Below are 17,613 nucleotides of genomic sequence, written 5' to 3' on the forward strand. Positions count from 1 at the left end.
GGCGGGGAGGGTGCGGGACGGGATGCGGGACATGGGGTGCGGGACGGGGTTCGCGGCGGGGTATGGGCGCGGCGGAGTGTGGGATGGGGTGGCGCTGCGGGGTGCGAAGGGGGCCGGCCCGGACGTTGCCGGTGGCGCGGGCGGGCGGCCTGTCGGGCTCGGATCCGGGAGGGTGGCGTGCGCGGGTCGGGGCGTGCGCATGGGTGGGTGGCGGGCCTGTCGACTCCCTGCGGGCCCTGCGAGCCCTGCGTGCGCTGTGGGCCCTGCGGGTCCTGTGCGCCTGTGGGCCCTACGTGGCCTGTGTGCCTGTGAGCGCTGCGTGCCCTACGTGGCCTGCGTGCGCTGTGGGCCCTGCGGGTCCTGTGAGCGCTGCGTGTTCTGCGGGCCCTGTGAGCCCTGTGAGCCCTGCGGGTCTGCAGGTGCTGCGGGTCCTACGCGCCTGCGGGCCCTGTGTGCCTGTGAGCGCTGCGGGTCCTACGTGCCTGCGGGCCCTGTGTGCCTGTGAGTGCCGCGTGCCCCACGTGCCTGCGGGCGCCGCATGTCGTGCCCTGCGGGCCCTGTGGGCGCATGTGAAAAGGCGCGCGGCCCGGCGGTCAACCGGGCCACGCGCCTTTTCGGTCTGTGGGTCAGACGGCGGGGGTGAGCGTGAGGTGGATGGTTCCGTCCGGGGTCGTGTGTACGCGGATCGACGTCAGGTCGAGCACGTGGGCCGTGGGGCCGTGCGCGGCGGCCCTGGAGCCGATGCCGATGACCCGCATCCCGGCGGCCTGGCCTGCGGCGATACCTGCGGCGGAGTCTTCGAGGACGATGCAGTCGGCCGGATCCACACCCAACTCGGCGGCGCCCTTGAGGAACCCCTCGGGGTCGGGCTTGCTGGCCCCTACCGACTCGGCCGTCACCCGTACCTCGGGCATGGGCAGTGATGCGGCCGTCATCCGGGCCCGGGCCAGCGCGGCGTCGGCGGAGGTGACCAGTGCGTGCGGGAGGTCGGCGATGGCGGCCATGAACTCCGGCGCGCCGCCGACCGGAACCACGCCGTCGGTGTCGGCGGTCTCGCGGGCGAGCATCTCGACGTTCTCGGCGTGGTTGAGCTCCATCGGCCGCTCGGGCAGAAGGATGGCCATCGTGGCGTAACCCTGACGCCCGTGGACCACCTTGAGGGCCTCGTGCGGGTCGAGCCCGTGGGATACGGCCCAGTCGCGCCAGCAGCGTTCGACCACGGCGTCGGAGTTGACGATGGTGCCGTCCATGTCCAGGAGCAGAGCCTTGGCGGTGAGGACGGTCGAGGTCGAGGCGGTGGTGCTGGCCGGCATCGGCGGGGCTCCAGACGGGGCGGGAAAAAGAACAAGTGGTTCCGCCCACCGGTCAGGGAGTGAAGGCGGAACCACTTTGTTCCCACACGATACAAAATCTGAGGCGGTCCGCGCCACCGTGCGCCCGGCGGGAAGTCCTTCAGGGGTGGGGGTGTGGTGTGGCGTGTGCGGCATTGCTGGTCAACTCGGCTGGTGAGGTGGCGAGTTGAGAATGCGGCTGCCGGCTCGACGGCCGGGGGCGGTGACGAACGGCACACGACCGAGTCGTCGGCCGGACCCCGATGGGTCGCCGGGGGGAGACGTCGGTGGCGGGGCGGGTTGCCGGGCGGGCGGGCGTGCGCGCGTGCGACGGGCCGGGCGCCGTTGCGCGAAGCGGCCCCGGCTGCGCCGGGATCTTCGGGGCTCCGCCCCGCACCCCGCGCCTCAAACGCCGGCGAGGCTGCAATGGACCGGGGTCGGCGTCCGCCTAGCCCTCCAGTGCGCGGCGGGTGGCGGGGCCGTAGACGCCCCAGGGGTCACCTTGGATGTCGTTGTACCACTGGAACTCCGACACCGCGTTCTCCACCGACCTGCCGTACCTGCCGTCCACCCTGCCGCGGTACAGACCCTGCCCCGACAGGAGCTGCTGGAGCTTCTTCACCTCTGATCCGGAGTCTCCGTACGCCAGGGTCGGACCCTGCACCGGCGGCGGTGGGGGTGACTGGGGCTTGGGGGTGCGGCTCGGCTTCGGCGGAGGGGTCGAGGTGGGCGGCGCGGTGGAACGGGACGTGCTCGGCGTGGGGGAGGGCGACGCGGAACGCGATGCGCTCGCGCTCGGTGACGCGGAACGGGACGCGGACGGTGACGGCGAGGCCGACCGGCTTGCCTTCGGGCTGGGTGAAGCCTCCGGCGAACCGGTCGGAGCCAGGCTCGCCACGGGGCCCGACGGCTTCGCGTCCAACAGCGCGGTATCGGTCTTCCCGGGCTCCGAGGATCCCCCCAGCGCCAGTGCCAGCGCCGTACCACCCAGGGCCACCACGGTGCAGGCGCCTGCCAGGAGCAGGACGAGCCGCTTGCGCTTCCTCGGGCCCCCGCCCCCGCCGGTGGGACGGGGCGCGGCGCCCGGCGTGGGGCCCGCAGGGGCCCCGCGCGGGGTGTGCGGAGCCGGGGCGCCGGTCGCCGTGGGCGGGACCGGGCGCAGGGGGATCGTGTGGTCCGACCAGGCCTGCGGCGGCTGCGGCGGTACGGGTATGCCGTACGCCGGGGTGTCGTGCGAAGGCGCGGCTGCCGGCGGGACCGGGGGCAGCAGCTCCGTCGGGGCTTCGCCGGGCGGGCCGAACGGGCCGAACGGGTTGCCGGACGATGGCCGGGCCGGATCGGCCATCGCGCCCAGCACCGGCTGCGGGTACGCCGAAGCGGATCCCGACTGCCCGGGGTCGGACAGGGATACGTACGGGCGAATGCGCAGGGGGTTGAAACCCGCCCCCGGCGCGCACTCGCAGCCGACGCCCTCGGCGCCGCATTCTGGACAGCGCTCAGCGCTCACTGGAACCCTCCCTGGCCACTGCCTGCGATTATGCAGACCCGCCAGGCCCGACCCAACCCTCCCGAGAGGCCATAACCGGACACACCACTCAGGATGGAAATGTTGATCCGGCCTGAGGAGGAGTCGATGGCCCAGGATGTGACCGCATCGGCCGTGCAACCCGGCCCCGGCGGTGAGCGCGCCTCACGTGACGTACTCGTTTCCATCGGCGCCCTGCTGCTGGGGCTGCTGATCGCCGCACTCGACCAGACCATCGTCTCCACCGCCCTGCCGACCATCGTCAGTGAGCTCGGCGGCATGGAGCACCTGTCCTGGGTCGTCACCGCCTACATGCTCGCCTCCACCGCCGCCACGCCGCTGTGGGGCAAGCTCGGTGACCAGTACGGGCGCAAGAGGCTGTTCCAGTACGCGATCGTGATCTTCCTGATCGGGTCCGCGCTGTGCGGGATCGCCCAGGACATGGCGCAGCTCATCGGCTTCCGAGCCCTCCAGGGCCTGGGCGGCGGCGGGCTGATGGTGTTGTCCATGGCGATCGTCGGGGACATCGTCCCGCCCCGTGAACGCGGCAAGTACCAAGGGCTCTTCGGCGCCGTCTTCGGCGCGACCAGCGTCCTCGGGCCGCTGCTGGGCGGCCTGTTCGTGGACCATCTGACCTGGCGCTGGGTCTTCTACATCAACATCCCCATCGGTCTCGTCGCCCTCGCCGTCATCGCCGCGGCCCTCCACATCCCGGTGCGCTCCACCAAGCACACCATCGACTACCTCGGCACCTTCCTCATCGCCTCCGTCGCCACCTGCCTCGTCCTCGTCGCTTCTCTCGGCGGTACCACCTGGGCCTGGGGTTCGGCCCAGATCATCGGTCTGGCCGTTCTCGGCGCCGTCCTCCTGGTCGCCTTCGTCCTCGTCGAGCGGCGGGCCGCCGAACCGGTCCTGCCGCTGAAACTGTTCGCGATCCGTACCTTCACCCTCTGCTCGGTGATCAGCTTCGTCATCGGCTTCGCGATGTTCGGCGCGATGGTCTACCTGCCGACGTTCCTCCAGATCGTCCGGGGCGTCTCGCCGACGATGTCCGGCGTCCACATGTTGCCGATGGTGTTCGGCCTGCTGATCGCCTCCACCGTCTCCGGGCAGATCGTCAGCCGCACCGGGCGCTGGAAGGTCTTCCCGATCGCCGGTACGGGCGTGACCGCCATCGGACTGCTGCTCCTGCACCAGTTGCAGCGCACCAGCTCCGACTGGGAGATGGGGATCTACTTCTTCGTCTTCGGAACCGGACTCGGCCTGGTCATGCAGGTCCTCGTCCTCGTCGTGCAGAACGCGGTCAGCTACGAGGACCTCGGAGTCGCCACCTCCGGCGCCACCTTCTTCCGCTCCATCGGAGCCTCCTTCGGCGTCGCCATCTTCGGCACGATCTTCACCAACCGGCTCGACGACCAGCTCTCCTCCGCGCTGGCCGGTGCGCAGCTGCCGGCCGGTGTGACCGTCGCGGGGCTGGAGGCCGACCCGCGGGCCATCGGAGGACTCCCCGCCGACCTGCGCACCCGGGCGCTCGACGCCTACTCCACCTCCATCACCGACGTCTTCCTGTATGCCGTGCCCATGGTGCTCGTCGCCTTCGTGGTGGCCTGGTTCCTCAAGGAGGACAAGCTCCGCGCATCCGTCACCGCACCCGATGTGACCGAGACCCTCGCCTCCAACCCCGTCCAGCGGTCCTCACACGAAGAGGTCGCCCGCGCCCTGTCGGTCCTCGGGACCCGTGAGGGCCGCCGGCACGTCTACGAGAAGATCACCGCGAAGGCGGGATACGACCTGTTGCCCGCGTCCAGCTGGATGCTGCTGCGGATCAAGAAGTACGGATCGACGGACCCGTCGGTGCTCGCCGACCGCACCGGCGTGCCGATCAAGGTGATCACGGACGCGGCCCGGCAGGTCGAGGGGCGCGGACTCGCGGTACGCGACGGGCTGTCCCTGGTCCTGACCGACCCGGGCCGTGAGAGCGCCGCCCGGCTGGCCGCCGCCCGGCAGGAATCGCTCGCCGAACTGCTCGGCGACTGGTGGGGCCCGAACCGGCCGACCGACCTGATCAAGCTGGTCGAGGAACTCAACGCGGAACTGTGCGGATCAGACTCCGAGGAGCCCTACGACACCCTGCCGCGCCGGGACCACGCCGCCCCCTGAACCCGTGTCGCCCCCTGAGCCCCTGTCGCCCCCTGAATCCCGCCTCAGGCCCTATGTGCCGCGGGCCTGTGTGACGACTACACCAGGGGCTTCTCGAACCAGTGCTCCGCATAGGGGCCGGAGTTGTACGCGGGTATCTCCGCGTACCCGTGCCGTGAGTACAGCGCCCGGGCCTCCACCAGGTCGGACCGGGTGTCCAGCCGTACGCGCTCGGCGCCCAGCGCGCGGCCCGCGTCCTCCAGGGCGGTGAGCAGCGCCGCCCCGCCTCCGGTACCGCGGGCGCGCCGGTCGACGTACACCCGCGTGAGCTCGGCGGTGACGGGGTCCAGCAGACGTATGCCGCCGCAGGCCAGGGCCCGGCCGTCGAGTCTGCCGACGACGAAGCGGCCCGTGGGTGGCAGGAGGTCGTCGGCGGGGAAGTCGAGCATGCCCTGGTCGATCTCCGCCTCGGTGACGGAGCGCTTCCAATACCGCCCGGCGACCTCCGCGTAGTACGCGCGGCGCAGGGCCGTTCCGTCGGGAGTGGTGAACGGTTCCGGGGCGACCTTCCAGGTGCCCGTGGTGGTGATGGCGTCGTTGTCGCTGTTCATGGCGTCATTGTGCGAGAGGAGAGGGGAGGTCCGCGTTGGATTATCCACAGGGGCGGGCCGATGATAGTGAAAAGGACAAATCGTGTACATGGAGGGCGTGAACCGTCATGTCGGAGCATCCTGACTGTGCCCTGATCCGCCGCGGCTACGAGGCTTTCGGCAAGGGCGACCTGGAGGCGTTGGGCGCGATGATGACGGCCGACGTCATCCACCACATGCCCGGAAACAACCCGTTGTCGGGGCATCACAAGGGGCGGGAAGCCGTCATGGGCCTCTACCGCCGCCTCGCGGAGGAGACGAACGGGACGCTCCGGCTCCACCTGGAGTCGGTCATGGCCGACGGCCGCGGCCACGTCATGAGCTTCCACACCGCGCGCGGCGACCGGGGTGACCGGGGGATCGAGATCCGAGAAGGGCTGTTCTTCACGATCGTCGGGCACAAGATCACCGACATCGACGGCTGCACCGAGGACATCGACGAGGCCGACGCGTTCTGGTCCGCCCGACCTGACCTGCCGACTTGACGGTCTGATCTGCCGACCTGTCGACCTGCCGATGTGACCTGCCGGCCTGCCGGTGTGGCCTTCCGGCCTGCCGGTGTGGCCTGCCGGTCTGGCCTGACGATCCGACTGCCGGTCCGATCTGCCGCCTGCCGCCTGCCGCCGCCGGCCGACCCGATGCGACCCGACCCGACATCCGACCCGACCCGATCCGACAGCAGATCCGACCCGCTCAGACCCGCTCCGACCCGACCGGCCGGAAGGCCCGGGGCCACGGCCCCCGGGCCTTCCGCCGCGCTCGTTCACGCCTGCTTCGGCGCCGCCTGCTGGACGACCTCGAACGACCACACCGAGGACCCGGAGGCCGCCGGCTTCGGCCGCTCGCCGCCACCCGCGCCGCCGCCCTGGTGGGCCGCCTTCATCGGGCCGTCCATCCACGCCTGGAAGTCCTCCTCGGAACGCCACCGCGTGTAGACGAGGTACTGGTCGGTGCCCTCCACGGGGCGCAGCAGCTCGAACCACTCGAAGCCGTCCGAACCCTCCACGGCTCCCGCCCGCGAGGCGAAGCGCTGCTCCAGCACCTCTCGCTGCTCGGCCGGGACGGTCAGTGCGTTGATCTTCACGATGCTCATGGACGCCATCCTAGGGATCCGCGAGGGATATCGTCCTTCGGGTAATCAAGTGGTGCGTGGGGCGCGGCAGCCTGGCGAAGTCGAGGTTGCGGCCGACAGGGCGGGAGGCCGGCGAGGCGTGGCTGACGCGGCAGAGCACAGCGGTGGTGACGGACACGTCGGGGTCATGGACGATCGCGGCAGACCGGGAGCCCTGCACCTCCTGCTGTGGGCGCTCGCGGGCGCGCTCGCGGTCAGACAGGCCGTCGCCGTGTTGCGGGTGCCGCCGACGCGATGGCTCGACGGCTTCCACCTCCCGGACGGTCTGTCGGGCTCGCTCTACGAGAGCGGATCCGGCCAGTTCACCGGCACCCCTTTCGCGGGACTGGTCCTGAAGCCGCTGGCCGGTCTCGCGGCGCCCTCCCTGGAAGTGGCCTGGACCTGCGCCACCCTGCTGTTCGTCGCCGCGATCGGGCTGGTCGCCGCGCGAGGCCTGCCCGATCCGGTGCCCCGGCGTGCCGCGTTGCCGGCGGCGCCCGTGCTGGTCGCCCTGATGATGGTCTCGTTGCCCGTGCGCGAGGCCGCGTCGCCGGGTCAGACCGCCGTCCTGCCCGTGCTGTTGGTGTTGCTCGCCGTCTTCAGGGTGCCCGGCGAACGCCCCGCCGGGTTCCTCGTCGGTCTCGCGGCCGCCCTGCAGCCCGGACTGCTGCTGTTCGCAGCGCTGTTGTGGCTGACCGGGCGCCGCCCCACCGCCGGGGCCGCCGCCGTGACGTTCGCGGGCGCGACCGCCCTGTCCTGGGCCTCGCTGCCGCGCGACTCGTGGACGTACTGGGTCGAGCACCTCGCCGGCACCGGCCTCGGGCGCGCCCCCGACGGCCTCGCCAACCAGTCCGTGCACGGCGCGCTGCTCCGCCTCGGCCTGAGCGGACCCGCCGAGATCGCCCTGTACGCGGCGCTCGCGGGCGTGATCCTGTGGATCGGGCTGCGCCGCGCGGTCCGGTACGCCCGCGACGGCCAACTGCTGCTCGCCGTCGCGATCACCGGCTGTGTGGCCGTCGCCGTGTCCCCGGAGGGCTGGCGCCACCAACTGCTGTGGGTACTGCTCGCCGTCGCCGGCAGGGTGGGCAGGCGGGCCGCCGACCGCACCGTCTGGCCGGTCGCCGTCGTGCTCGCCGTGATCCTGCCCAGCGCCGTGCTGCTGCCGAACCTGGGCGTGCTGGCCCTCGTACGGGACAACGTGCTGCTGCTGGCCGCCCTCGCGGCGGCGTGCGCGGTGCCGTTCCTGTCGCTTTCCTCGCCGTACTGGCGAGAGCCCGTGCCCACCGCGTACGGCCGGCCCGCCGCCGCGCGCTGGTCCCGGGTGCCGCTGCTGCCGTTCTGGCGGCGCGTGCTGTCCCGCCCGAACCTGCTGCTGGAACTGCTGTTGATACGGGTCGGCTACTCGATCTACTCGCACATCCGGGCCGCCGCCACGGCGGGCCGCGACCTCGCGGAGGCCAACGGCAGCCGGATCCACGGCATCGAGAAGGCGCTCGGCATCGACATCGAGTACGCCGTCAACCACGCCGTGGTGAACACGCCCTGGCTGGAGGCGTTCTTCGACTTCTACTACACCTCCTTTCACTTCGTCGTCCCCATGGGGATCCTGGCGGTCCTGTACTGGCGCCGCCCCGCCGACTACCGCTGGGCGCGCGCCTCGCTGGGGCTGGCCACGGTCCTCGCGCTCGTCGGCTTCTGGCTGTACCCGCTCGCACCGCCACGCCTGATGCCCGACCTCGGGTTCGTCGACACCGTGCACGGGGTGCAGGACCTCGCGAACCCGCGGTACGGGGCGATGACCGCGATCTCCAACCAGTACGCGGCCATGCCCTCGCTGCACTTCGGCTGGTCGCTGTGGTGCGGGATCGTGATCGTCGTACTCGCCCCGAAAGGGTGGCAGAAGCTGCTGGGCGCCCTCCACCCGCTGATCACGGTGTGCGCGATCGTGGCCACCGCGAACCACTGGGTGCTCGACGCGGTCGGCGGAGCCCTCGTCGTCGGCGCCGGGTTCGGGCTGGTCCACGTACTTTCCGGGCCGCGCGGCGAGCGGGGCGGGGCCGACTCCGGGTTGACGCTGCCGCGGCCCCGGGCCCCCGAGCAGGAGGGCAGCACCCGCGCGGCAGGGGAGCGCACCACCGCCTGACGGCGGGTCGGGTGGGAGCGCGGAGCCCTGCGGATCCCACGGGGGGCCGGTCGGGCGCGGAGCGCGGCCGAAGGGGTGCCGGAACGGTCTCGACACCGCTCCGGCACCCCTTCGGTGGATCGCCGCGTCCGTCCAGGATCCGCCCGGTACGGCGCTCCCGCCACTCGGCGCTCCCGCACGGCACCGGACGTACCGGGGCGGTCCCGACAACGCGGCGCCGGGCGGCGTGGGCCGGGCGGCGTGGGCCGGGCGGCGTGGGTCGGGCAGGATCCGAAGGAGACCGTCTAGTCCGGTGGGAGTTGGGCCACCACGAGGGCGATGGCCGCTTCGGCGGTGTCCGTCTCGCCGATCACGTTCGTCATGCGGGGGCCGCGCACCCGGAACCGGCCGTCGGCCAGCGGCTCGACCGCCGGCACGCCCACGTTGAACGGGGGGCTCGTACGGGAGCTGAACCACAGGGTCCAATGACTGGTGAACGGGTACAGCCGTCTGAGTCTGGGTTCCTTCGAGGCCGCTTCTATCAGCGCCAGGACGCCCTGGCCCATGGTCTTGGAGTCGGCGCGGTCGAGGACCAACTGCCACGTCAAGGGCATCCGCTGCCAGCGTGCTTCCACGGCGTCGGCGGGCCCGCGTTCGTCCTGAAGGTTCATCCGCGAAGTGTGCCGCGCCACCGGCTCCGGGACAACGGCCAAGAAGGTCACAACCGGAACATCGCAACCGGAACGTCACAACGGGAGGGCCGCAACCGGAACGTCACGACGGGAAAGCCATAACCGGAAGGTCACGACCGGAACGTGACGGGCCGGCGGACGGCACGGGCCGGGCATGGGGTGGAACGGCCCCGCCGCCCCCACCCCCGCCGCCCCCGCCCCCGCCGCGGGTCAGCGGCCGCTGACCCGGAGTTCCTTGATGCCGTTGAGCCAGGCGGCGCGCAGTCGCCTCGGGCCCTCGCCGGCCAGGCGCAGGTCGGGCAGCGCGTCGGCCAACGCGTTGAAGATCAGGTCGATCTCCATGACGGCCAGCGACTTGCCGAGGCAGAAGTGCGGGCCGCCGCCCCCGAAGCCCAGGTGGGGGTTGGGGTCGCGGGTGATGTCGAAGGCGTTCGGGTTCTCGAAGACCTCGGGGTCGTGGTTGGCGGAGGAGTAGAACATCCCCACCCGGTCGCCCGCCTTGATCTTCTGGCCGCCCAGTTCGGTGTCCTGGGTGGCGGTCCGCTGGAAGGACACCACCGGGGTGGCCCAGCGCACGATCTCCTCCGCCGCCGTGGCCGGCCGTGTCGCCTTGTACAGCTCCCACTGCTCGGGGTGGGTGAGGAAGGCGTACATGCCGTGGCTGATGGCGTTGCGCGTGGTTTCGTTGCCCGCGACGGCGAGCAGCAGCACGAAGAAGCCGAACTCGTCGGAGCCCAGGTTGCCCTGTCCCTCGGCCGCGACCAGCTGCGTGACGATGTCCTTGGCCGGACACTCCTTGCGGGCCGCCGACAGGTTCATCGCGTAGCCGATGAGTTCCATCGCGGCGTTCGAGCCGACCTCCTCGGTGATCGCGTACTCGGGGTCGTCGTAGGCGATCATCTTGTTCGACCAGTCGAAGATCCGGAGCCGGTCCTCCTGCGGCACGCCGATCAGTTCGGCGATGGCCTGGAGGGGGAGTTCGCACGCCACCTGCGTCACGAAGTCGAAGCTGCCGTCCGCGGAGGCGGTCACCGCCTCCTCGACGATCTTTCGCGCCCGGTCCCGCAGGGCCCCTTCCAGGCCGCGGATCGCCCGCGGGGTGAAGCCGCGCTGGACGATCTGGCGGACGCGGGTGTGTTCCGGCGGATCCATGTTCAACATGATCAGGCGCTGGGCATCGATCTGTTCGCGCGCGATGTGCTCGTTGAAGCGGATGATCGCCGTGTTGGTGGTCGAGGAGAACAACTCGGGGTGCGTGGAGACGTACTTGACGTCCGCGTGCCGCGTCACGGCCCAGTAGCCCTCGTCGTCGAAACCTGTGATGCCCCGCCGCTGCGGGCACCACCACACGGGGGCGGTCTGCCGGAGCTGTGCGAACTCCGGGAAGGGGACCCGGTCCTGGAGGAGGTCGGGGTCGGTGGCGTCGAAGCCTTCGGGCAGCGCGGGGCAGGGCATCGGGCGACTCCAAGGTCTGACGGCCCATCAGAAGTTGGCTCGAAGGTAGTAACGAGTTCCAGAAGTGACAAGGGCTCCGGCGCCAACTGTTGCGTGTGGAATCCGTGGAGCCACGTGCAAGACCCTTGCGTGCCGGGCCTCCAGGTCATAAGACTGCGGAGGGAACTAGAACGCGTACTAGTTCAGGGCGGGGCGCCGGGACGGCCCGCCGCGTCGGCACCGTGCAGGAGAGGACGAGCTCATGGCCGCGGAACCCGTCATCGTCGAAGCCGTACGCACCCCCATCGGAAAGCGCGGGGGCGCCCTCGCCAACCTTCATCCCGCCTACCTGCTCGGTGAGACCTACCGCGAACTCCTCGCCCGTACCGGAATCCAGCCCGACTGCGTGGAGCAGATCGTCGGCGGCACCGTCACCCACGCCGGCGAGCAGTCGATGAACCCCGCCCGCAACGCCTGGCTGGCCATGGGCCTGCCCTACGAGACCGCCGCGACCACCGTGGACTGTCAGTGCGGCAGCTCCCAGCAGGCCAACCACATGGTCGCCAACATGATCTCCGGCGGGGTCATGGACATCGGCATCGCCTGCGGCGTCGAGGCCATGAGCCGGGTCCCCCTCGGTTCCGGCTCCAAGCACGGTCCCGGCAAGCCCTTCCCCGACGAGTGGAACGTCGACCTCCCGAACCAGTTCGAGGCCGCCGAGCGCATCGCCCGCCATCGGGGACTGACCCGGGAGGACGTCGACACCCTGGGCGTGCTCTCCCAGGAGCGGGCGGCCACCGCCTGGGCCGAGGAGCGCTTCAAGCGCGAGACGTTCGCCGTGCAGGTGCCGACCACCGAGGCCGAGCAGGCCGCGGGTCAGGGCATGTGGCGGCTGGTCGACCGGGACGAGGGGCTGCGGGACACCTCCATGGAGGGCCTCGCCCGGCTCAAGCCGGTCATGCCGACCGCCGTGCACACCGCCGGGAACTCCTCGCAGATCTCCGACGGGGCCGCGGCCGTGATGTGGGCCTCGCGCAAGATGGCCCGCGCGCTGAAACTCAAGCCGCGCGCCCGGATCGTGGCCCAGACGCTGGTCGGAGCGGACCCGCACTACCACCTGGACGGGCCGATCGACGCGACACGGGCAGTGCTGGGCAAGGCCGGGATGTCCCTCCGGGACATCGACCTCGTGGAGATCAACGAGGCCTTCGCCTCCGTCGTCCTCAGCTGGGCACAGGTCTTCGACCAGGACCTGGAGAAGGTCAACGTGAACGGCGGCGGCATCGCGCTCGGTCACCCCGTCGGCGCCACCGGCGCCCGACTGATCACCACCGCGCTCCACGAGCTGGAACGGCGCGACAAGGAGTTCGCGCTGATCACCATGTGCGCGGGCGGCGCGCTGGCCACCGGCACGATCATCCAGCGGCTGTAACGGCCGCGTCCGCACCACCACCACCGCGCGAGCGGTCTCGGACCCAGTGGGATGGGAAGCCGAAGGCCCCGACGACCGGACCTGGGGAGGCCGGCCACCGGGGCCTTCGCATGTCTGTCACCGCCTTGTGGGCGGGTTCCGCGTCGCTGCGCGGAGGAAGTTCTCGTCGCCTTGTGGGCGGGAAGTCGTGCGCCGCCTCGCGGGCGGGTCCTGCCGGGTCCGCTGCCACTGGTCGGCTTAGTACCAGTGGTGGGACTGCCAGAAGTTCCAGGCGCCGACAGGGCTGCCGTAGCGGGAGTTCATGTAGTCCAGGCCCCACTTGATCTGGGTCGCCGGGTTGGTCTTCCAGTCCGCGCCCGCCGAGGACATCTTCGACGCCGGCAGGGCCTGGACCAGGCCGTACGCACCGGAGGAGGAGTTCGTGGCGGTGTGGTTCCAGCCGCTCTCGTGAGAGACGATCTTGGAGAAGGCTTCGAACTGGGCCGGGTCCTTGATCATCTGCTGCGCGATGGACTTGGCGTTCATCGGGGCCGCCTGGGCCGGGACCGTGGCGAGCATGGAACCGGCGACGCCGAGGGCGAGGACGGAACCGGCGATGGCCTTCTTGGAGGCGGTGATGCGGCGGATGACGGTGTTGGACACGGAATGGCCTTCCGTAGGGGACGGGGACGGCCGCAAGCACGCCGAAGACGTGCGTGAGCCACTCACGCGGTGGAGAGGGGTTCGTCGGCGGGGGGTGAAGTACCCCTGCCGCCTTGCGACTCATCCAGTTCTACAGACGCCCCGACGGCCTGGCAACGACCCCTCTTACTAGTGACCCTCGCAGGTGGGGCGTTTCGACCCCCCGGCCCGTCGACCGGCCTTCGCGCAGGTGGGGGCCGCTCACGAGGGGGTGATTCGGGCCCCTTGGGGGCTACTAGTCCCGTTCGTATGTGACGTGCGTCCTGTGGGGCGGGTCACCGGCCAGGGCCCCGAATCTCACCGTCCGTGGCGATCCGTACCCCTTTCGCGGGACGGGTCGGAAACGGACTAAACCCCCGAATCAAAGGAAATCGGGGCATCGAAGGCGGCTTTGCGTGTCGCCCGCCGCAGGGCCTTCAGCAGGGTGGCGCCGAGGCTGAGGGTCAGTACGACGGTCAGCGCCGCCCGCCCCAGGTCCCAGCCCAACGAGGTCGCCAGGCAGTACGCGACGAACCGCGCCAGGTTCTCCGGCAGCGGGTCCCCCGGGTGGAAGGAGACGCCCTGCCCCATGCCCTGGAGGATCACCCACCCCTGGAGGTTCATGATCGTGCCGTACGCGAACGACCCCACGAACCCGTACGCCGCGAGCATGCCCAGCTCCACCCGCCCCCGGATGCGGTCCGGACCGGGCAGCAGACCCGCCCCCAGCGAGAACCACCCCAACGCCAGCATCTGGAACGGCATCCACGGCCCGACCCCGCCCGTGAGCAGGGCGGACGCGAACATCGTCACCGAACCCAGGACGAAGCCGAAGCCCGGCCCCAGCACCCGGCCGCTCAACACCATCAGGAAGAACATGGGCTCCAGGCCCGCCGTACCCGCGCCCAACGGTCTGAGCGCCGCACCGACGGCGGCCAGCACGCCGAGCATCGCGACGGCCTTGGCGTCCATGCCGTTGTCGGCGATCGTCGCCACGACGACCGCGACGAGGAGGGGCAGCAGCGCCGCGAAGAGCCACGGCGCGTCCTGGGAGTGGGCCAGCCCCGACTGCCGGTCCGCGAGCAGCGGCCAGCCGAACGCGACGATGCCGATCAGGGTGACCAGGACCAGCGCGACGGCGGCGCGGGGGCCGATGCGGACGGGACGGGCGGAACGGGCGGTACGGGTGGAACGGGCGGTACGGGTGGTGCCGTCGACGGGGCCGGCCGGGTCGACTGGGCCTGCCGGGCCGGTCGGATCAGCCGGGTCGGCGGTGCGGGGGGTGCGCGTGGTGCTCACGGGGCGAGCCCCCCGGCCGTGCCGTCGGCGGCGCCACCGGAGTCCCCGGCGCCACCGGAGTCCCCGGCGTCCCCGGAGCCACCCGAGTCCCCGGCGCCACCCGAGTCACCGGAGAGGGCCCGCGCGACCTGGGACACCGTGAGCCACCGCCCCGGCGCCAGGATCTTGGCCACCTGCGGGGCGAAGGCGGGGGAGGAGACCACCACCTCGGCCGTAGGGCCGTCCGCGACGATCTCCCCGCCGGCCAGGATCACCACCCGGTGCGCCAGCTCGGCGGCGAGTTCCACGTCGTGCGTGGCCAGGACGACGGCGTGCCCCGACGCGGCGAGAGCCCGCAGGATCCCGATCAGTCGGGCCTTGGCGGCGTAGTCCAGGCCGCGGGTGGGCTCGTCGAGCAGCAACAGGGCCGGCTCGCCGGTCAGGACCAGGGCCAGGGCGAGCGCGAGACGCTGCCCCTCGGAGAGGTCCCGGGGGTGGGTGTCGTCGGGCACGTCCGGCAGCAGGGCCGTCACCAGGGCCCGGCAGGTGCCCGGTGCCGCGCCCGCGTCGGAGTCGGCGGCGGCGCACTCGGCGGCGACCGTGTCGGCGTAGAGGAGGTCCCGGGGGTCCTGCGGGACGAGCCCGACGTGGCGGACCATCTCCCGAGGCGGGGTGCGGTGCGGGGTGCGACCGCCGACGAGCACCTTGCCGGTGGTCGGTTCGATCGTGCCGACGAGGGTCGCGAGCAGGGTGGACTTGCCGGCGCCGTTGCGGCCCATGAGGGCGACGGTCTCGCCGGGGGCGATCGTGAGGTCGATCCCGTGCAGGACCTCTGCCCGACCCCGACGCACGGACACGCCCGCGGCCGTGGCCGCGACCGTGCCCGCCGTGGCGTCGACGCCGACACCTGCACCGGCACCGCCGGTGCGCGCGGGCGGGGTGCGGCGCAGCAGCCGGGCCAGCCGGCCGGGACCCTCGGGGCGGCCCGCCGAACCCGGCACCTTCGCGGGTTCGGACGGCGCCCGCACCCCCGCCTCGAACGCCTCGAACGCCGCCGGGGCCGGGTCCGCCCCCGCGTCCTGCGGAAGGCGGGACCGCAGGGGGCCTGCCAGACGGCGTGCGTCGCGGACCGACAGGGGCAGCGGGGACCAGCCCGCGAGCCGGCCCAGGGAGATCACCGGGGGGTGCACCGGGGAGATCGCCATGATCTCCGCCGGGCTCCCCATGACCGGGGCCGCTCCCGGCGACGGCAGGAGCAGTACCCGGTCCGCGTACTGGACCACCCGCTCCAGGCGGTGTTCCGCCATGAGCACCGTGGTGCCCAGGTCGTGCACCAGCCGCTGGAGCACCGCCAGGACCTCCTCGGCCGCCGCCGGGTCCAGCGCCGAGGTGGGTTCGTCCAGGACCAGCACGCGCGGGTGCGGGGTCAGCACGGAGCCGATCGCGACCCGCTGTTGCTGCCCGCCGGAGAGGGTGGCGATGGGGCGGTCGCGGAGTTCGTTGAGGCCCAGCAGGTCGAGGGTCTCCTCGACCCGGCGGCGCATCACCGCGGGCGGGAGCCCCAGCGACTCCATGCCGTAGGCCAGCTCGTCCTCCACCACGTCCGTCACGAAGTGGGCCATCGGATCCTGGCCGACCGTGCCCACCACGTCGGCGAGCTCGCGCGGCTTGTGCGTACGGGTGTCGCGCCCCGCGACCGTGACCCGGCCGCTCAACCGGCCGCCCGTGAAGTGCGGGACCAGCCCGCAGACCGCCCCCAGAAGAGTCGACTTGCCGACACCCGACGGGCCGACCAGCAAGGTCAGCTCCCCTTCCGGCACGACGAAGTCCGCGCCGCGCAGCGCCGGTCCGGCGGCTCCCTCGTAGGTCACCGACACCTGCTCGAAACGGATCACTGCGACGCCTCCTTCGGCGGAACGGGTGCCACGAAGGCGGGAAGCAGGCCGATGAGGATCGCGGCCGCCGGCCACAGCGGGAGGGTGGGCGCGACCAGGGGGACGACCCCCGGGCGCAGGGCCTCCGGGTCCCGGGTGCCCGCGTAGATCAACAGGGCCGCGACCGCCGCCCCCGACCCGGCGACCAGCCAGGCCCGAAGGCCCCAGCGGTCGGGCCGGTACCGGGTGCGGACGCTGCGCCGGCCGCCCAGGCGCAGGCCCGCCAGGGCCAGTGCCAGCCCGACGATGAGCAGGGGCAGGCCGAACGCGGCGCCCTCCGCCGCGAGCAATCCGTACGTGCCCGCGCACATGCCGAGGAGCCCGCCGAGGGTGAGCGCGTTGGTGGTGTGCCGGACCGCGGGCGGAACCCGCGCCGTGCGCCCGTACCCGCGCGCGTCCATCGAGGCGGCCACCGCCACCGAACGCTCCAGCGCGCCCTCCAGGACCGGCAGACCGATCTGGAGGACGGCCTTGACGCCGCCGGTGGGGCGTCCGCGCAGCCGGCGGGCGGTCCGCAGCCGCACCACGTCCGCGACCATGTTCGGCGCGAACGTCATGGCGACGACCACGGCGACCCCCGCCTCGTACAGGGCGGCCGGCAGGGACTTCAGCAGCCGGGCCGGATTGGCGAGGGCGTTGGCGGCGCCCACGCAGATGAGGAGGGTGGCCAGCTTCGCGCCGTCGTAGAAGGCGAAGACCAGCTGCTCGGCGGTCACCCTGCCGCCGAAGCGGATGCCCTGCGCCCAGGCCGGCAGGGGAACCTCCGGCAGGGTGAAGAGGGTGTGCGAGCCGGGCAGCGGGGAGCCGAGCAGCATGGAGAAGACCAGGCGCAGGCCGATGACGAACAGGCCGAGCTTGACGAACGCCCCGTACGAACGCGCCCACGGCGCCGAGGTCCGGCGGGCGGCGACCACGTAGCCGGCGACGCCGACGATCAGGCCGAGGAGGAGGGGATTGGTCGTCCGGGAGGCGGCCGTGGCCAGCCCGAGCGCCCACAGCCACCAGGCCCCCGCGTGCAGGGCGTTCCCGCGACGCGCCTCGGGGGCCAGGTGCGGCCTCTTCTTGTACACGGGCCCGTGCGGGTCGGTCTTCGCCGCCGCGAGGCGGCTCCGCCGGGGCGGTGTCACGTCGCCGACCGCCGCGCCGTGGGTGGTCCCCGACCCGTCGACGGACCCCGTCCCGGACACGGCGGCGGACCCCGTCCCGGACACGGCGGCGGCACCGGTGCCGGGCACCGCGCCGGACCCCGTCCCGGACACGGAAGCGGGCGTGACGCCGGATCCGGTGCCCGACGCCGTACCGGGC

14 protein-coding genes are annotated in these 17,613 nt (G+C 72.3%); 4 read left to right on the plus strand and 10 right to left on the minus strand.

The window, feature by feature from the left end:
* Positions 1 to 626 precede the first annotated feature (626 nt).
* Both ADK55_RS15285 and ADK55_RS36405 read right to left on the minus strand, forming a co-directional pair.
* A complete protein-coding gene (locus tag ADK55_RS15285; RefSeq protein WP_053679027.1) occupies positions 627 to 1,313 on the minus strand; it encodes an HAD-IA family hydrolase in 687 nt (228 codons plus the stop codon).
* A gap of 466 nt (positions 1,314 to 1,779) precedes the next feature.
* Positions 1,780 to 2,838: a peptidoglycan-binding domain-containing protein gene (locus ADK55_RS36405; protein ID WP_159041403.1), complete on the minus strand. Its 1,059-nt coding sequence runs from the start codon at positions 2,836 to 2,838 to the stop codon at positions 1,780 to 1,782.
* A gap of 99 nt (positions 2,839 to 2,937) precedes the next feature.
* On the opposite strand from ADK55_RS36405, the gene ADK55_RS15290 reads away from it, so the two are divergent.
* Complete coding sequence (locus ADK55_RS15290) at positions 2,938 to 5,016, plus strand: MFS transporter (RefSeq protein WP_266947375.1); 2,079 nt, start codon at positions 2,938 to 2,940, stop codon at positions 5,014 to 5,016.
* Positions 5,017 to 5,093: 77 nt separating this feature from the next.
* Here the strand turns inward: ADK55_RS15290 and ADK55_RS15295 are convergent, their stop codons facing one another.
* Entirely contained in the window at positions 5,094 to 5,606 is a 513-nt protein-coding gene (locus ADK55_RS15295) for a GNAT family N-acetyltransferase (protein WP_053679029.1), read from the minus strand.
* A gap of 107 nt (positions 5,607 to 5,713) precedes the next feature.
* Here ADK55_RS15295 and ADK55_RS15300 point away from each other — a divergent pair, with 107 nt between their 5' ends.
* The gene (locus ADK55_RS15300; RefSeq protein ID WP_053679031.1) at positions 5,714 to 6,130 is read left to right on the plus strand and encodes a nuclear transport factor 2 family protein; all 417 of its coding nucleotides are present in this window, start codon (positions 5,714 to 5,716) and stop codon (positions 6,128 to 6,130) included.
* Positions 6,131 to 6,408: 278 nt separating this feature from the next.
* On the opposite strand, the gene ADK55_RS15305 is transcribed toward ADK55_RS15300, so the two are convergent.
* Positions 6,409 to 6,738 (minus strand): antibiotic biosynthesis monooxygenase family protein, encoded by a 330-nt coding sequence (locus ADK55_RS15305; RefSeq protein ID WP_053679033.1) that lies wholly within the window; start codon positions 6,736 to 6,738, stop codon positions 6,409 to 6,411.
* 118 nt (positions 6,739 to 6,856) lie between these two features.
* Between ADK55_RS15305 and ADK55_RS15310 the strand changes: the two genes are divergently transcribed.
* Positions 6,857 to 8,899 carry a bifunctional glycosyltransferase 87/phosphatase PAP2 family protein gene (locus ADK55_RS15310; protein ID WP_420713630.1) on the plus strand — a complete coding sequence of 681 codons (2,043 nt, stop codon included), beginning with the start codon at positions 6,857 to 6,859 and terminating at the stop codon, positions 8,897 to 8,899.
* 284 nt (positions 8,900 to 9,183) lie between these two features.
* Here ADK55_RS15310 and ADK55_RS15315 read toward each other — a convergent pair whose 3' ends face one another.
* Both ADK55_RS15315 and ADK55_RS15320 read right to left on the minus strand, forming a co-directional pair.
* Positions 9,184 to 9,549 (minus strand): DUF6193 family natural product biosynthesis protein, encoded by a 366-nt coding sequence (locus tag ADK55_RS15315; RefSeq protein WP_053679035.1) that lies wholly within the window; start codon positions 9,547 to 9,549, stop codon positions 9,184 to 9,186.
* Between the two features lie 231 nt (positions 9,550 to 9,780).
* Positions 9,781 to 11,025 (minus strand): cytochrome P450, encoded by a 1,245-nt coding sequence (locus ADK55_RS15320; protein WP_053679037.1) that lies wholly within the window; start codon positions 11,023 to 11,025, stop codon positions 9,781 to 9,783.
* A 241-nt stretch (positions 11,026 to 11,266) separates the two neighbouring features.
* Between ADK55_RS15320 and ADK55_RS15325 the strand changes: the two genes are divergently transcribed.
* Positions 11,267 to 12,436, plus strand: coding sequence for a steroid 3-ketoacyl-CoA thiolase (locus ADK55_RS15325; protein ID WP_053679039.1), 1,170 nt, complete (start codon positions 11,267 to 11,269; stop codon positions 12,434 to 12,436).
* A 237-nt stretch (positions 12,437 to 12,673) separates the two neighbouring features.
* On the opposite strand, the gene ADK55_RS15330 is transcribed toward ADK55_RS15325, so the two are convergent.
* The 4 genes from ADK55_RS15330 to ADK55_RS15345 all read right to left on the minus strand — a co-directional run bounded on the left by ADK55_RS15330 (position 12,674) and on the right by ADK55_RS15345 (position 17,378).
* A complete protein-coding gene (locus ADK55_RS15330) occupies positions 12,674 to 13,078 on the minus strand; it encodes a transglycosylase SLT domain-containing protein (RefSeq protein ID WP_053679041.1) in 405 nt (134 codons plus the stop codon).
* 387 nt (positions 13,079 to 13,465) lie between these two features.
* Positions 13,466 to 14,251 carry an ECF transporter S component gene (locus tag ADK55_RS15335; RefSeq protein WP_053679136.1) on the minus strand — a complete coding sequence of 262 codons (786 nt, stop codon included), beginning with the start codon at positions 14,249 to 14,251 and terminating at the stop codon, positions 13,466 to 13,468.
* A gap of 140 nt (positions 14,252 to 14,391) precedes the next feature.
* Entirely contained in the window at positions 14,392 to 16,269 is a 1,878-nt protein-coding gene (locus ADK55_RS15340; RefSeq protein ID WP_078998945.1) for an ABC transporter ATP-binding protein, read from the minus strand.
* Positions 16,266 to 17,378, minus strand: coding sequence for an energy-coupling factor transporter transmembrane component T (locus ADK55_RS15345; protein WP_053679139.1), 1,113 nt, complete (start codon positions 17,376 to 17,378; stop codon positions 16,266 to 16,268). Before ADK55_RS15345 ends, ADK55_RS15340 begins: the two co-directional genes overlap by 4 nt.
* Positions 17,379 to 17,613 lie beyond the last annotated feature (235 nt).

Source organism: Streptomyces sp. WM4235, assembly GCF_001279725.1.
Taxonomy (GTDB): Bacteria; Actinomycetota; Actinomycetes; order Streptomycetales; family Streptomycetaceae; genus Streptomyces.

Coding starts and splice junctions, on each gene's coding strand:
- ADK55_RS15285 (WP_053679027.1), bottom strand. CDS start 1,313: ATGCCGGCCAGCACCACCGCCTCGACCTCGACCGTCCTCACCGCCAAG.
- ADK55_RS15290 (WP_266947375.1), top strand. CDS start 2,938: ATGTTGATCCGGCCTGAGGAGGAGTCGATGGCCCAGGATGTGACCGCA.
- ADK55_RS15295 (WP_053679029.1), bottom strand. CDS start 5,606: ATGAACAGCGACAACGACGCCATCACCACCACGGGCACCTGGAAGGTC.
- ADK55_RS15300 (WP_053679031.1), top strand. CDS start 5,714: ATGTCGGAGCATCCTGACTGTGCCCTGATCCGCCGCGGCTACGAGGCT.
- ADK55_RS15305 (WP_053679033.1), bottom strand. CDS start 6,738: ATGAGCATCGTGAAGATCAACGCACTGACCGTCCCGGCCGAGCAGCGA.
- ADK55_RS15315 (WP_053679035.1), bottom strand. CDS start 9,549: ATGAACCTTCAGGACGAACGCGGGCCCGCCGACGCCGTGGAAGCACGC.
- ADK55_RS15320 (WP_053679037.1), bottom strand. CDS start 11,025: ATGCCCTGCCCCGCGCTGCCCGAAGGCTTCGACGCCACCGACCCCGAC.
- ADK55_RS15325 (WP_053679039.1), top strand. CDS start 11,267: ATGGCCGCGGAACCCGTCATCGTCGAAGCCGTACGCACCCCCATCGGA.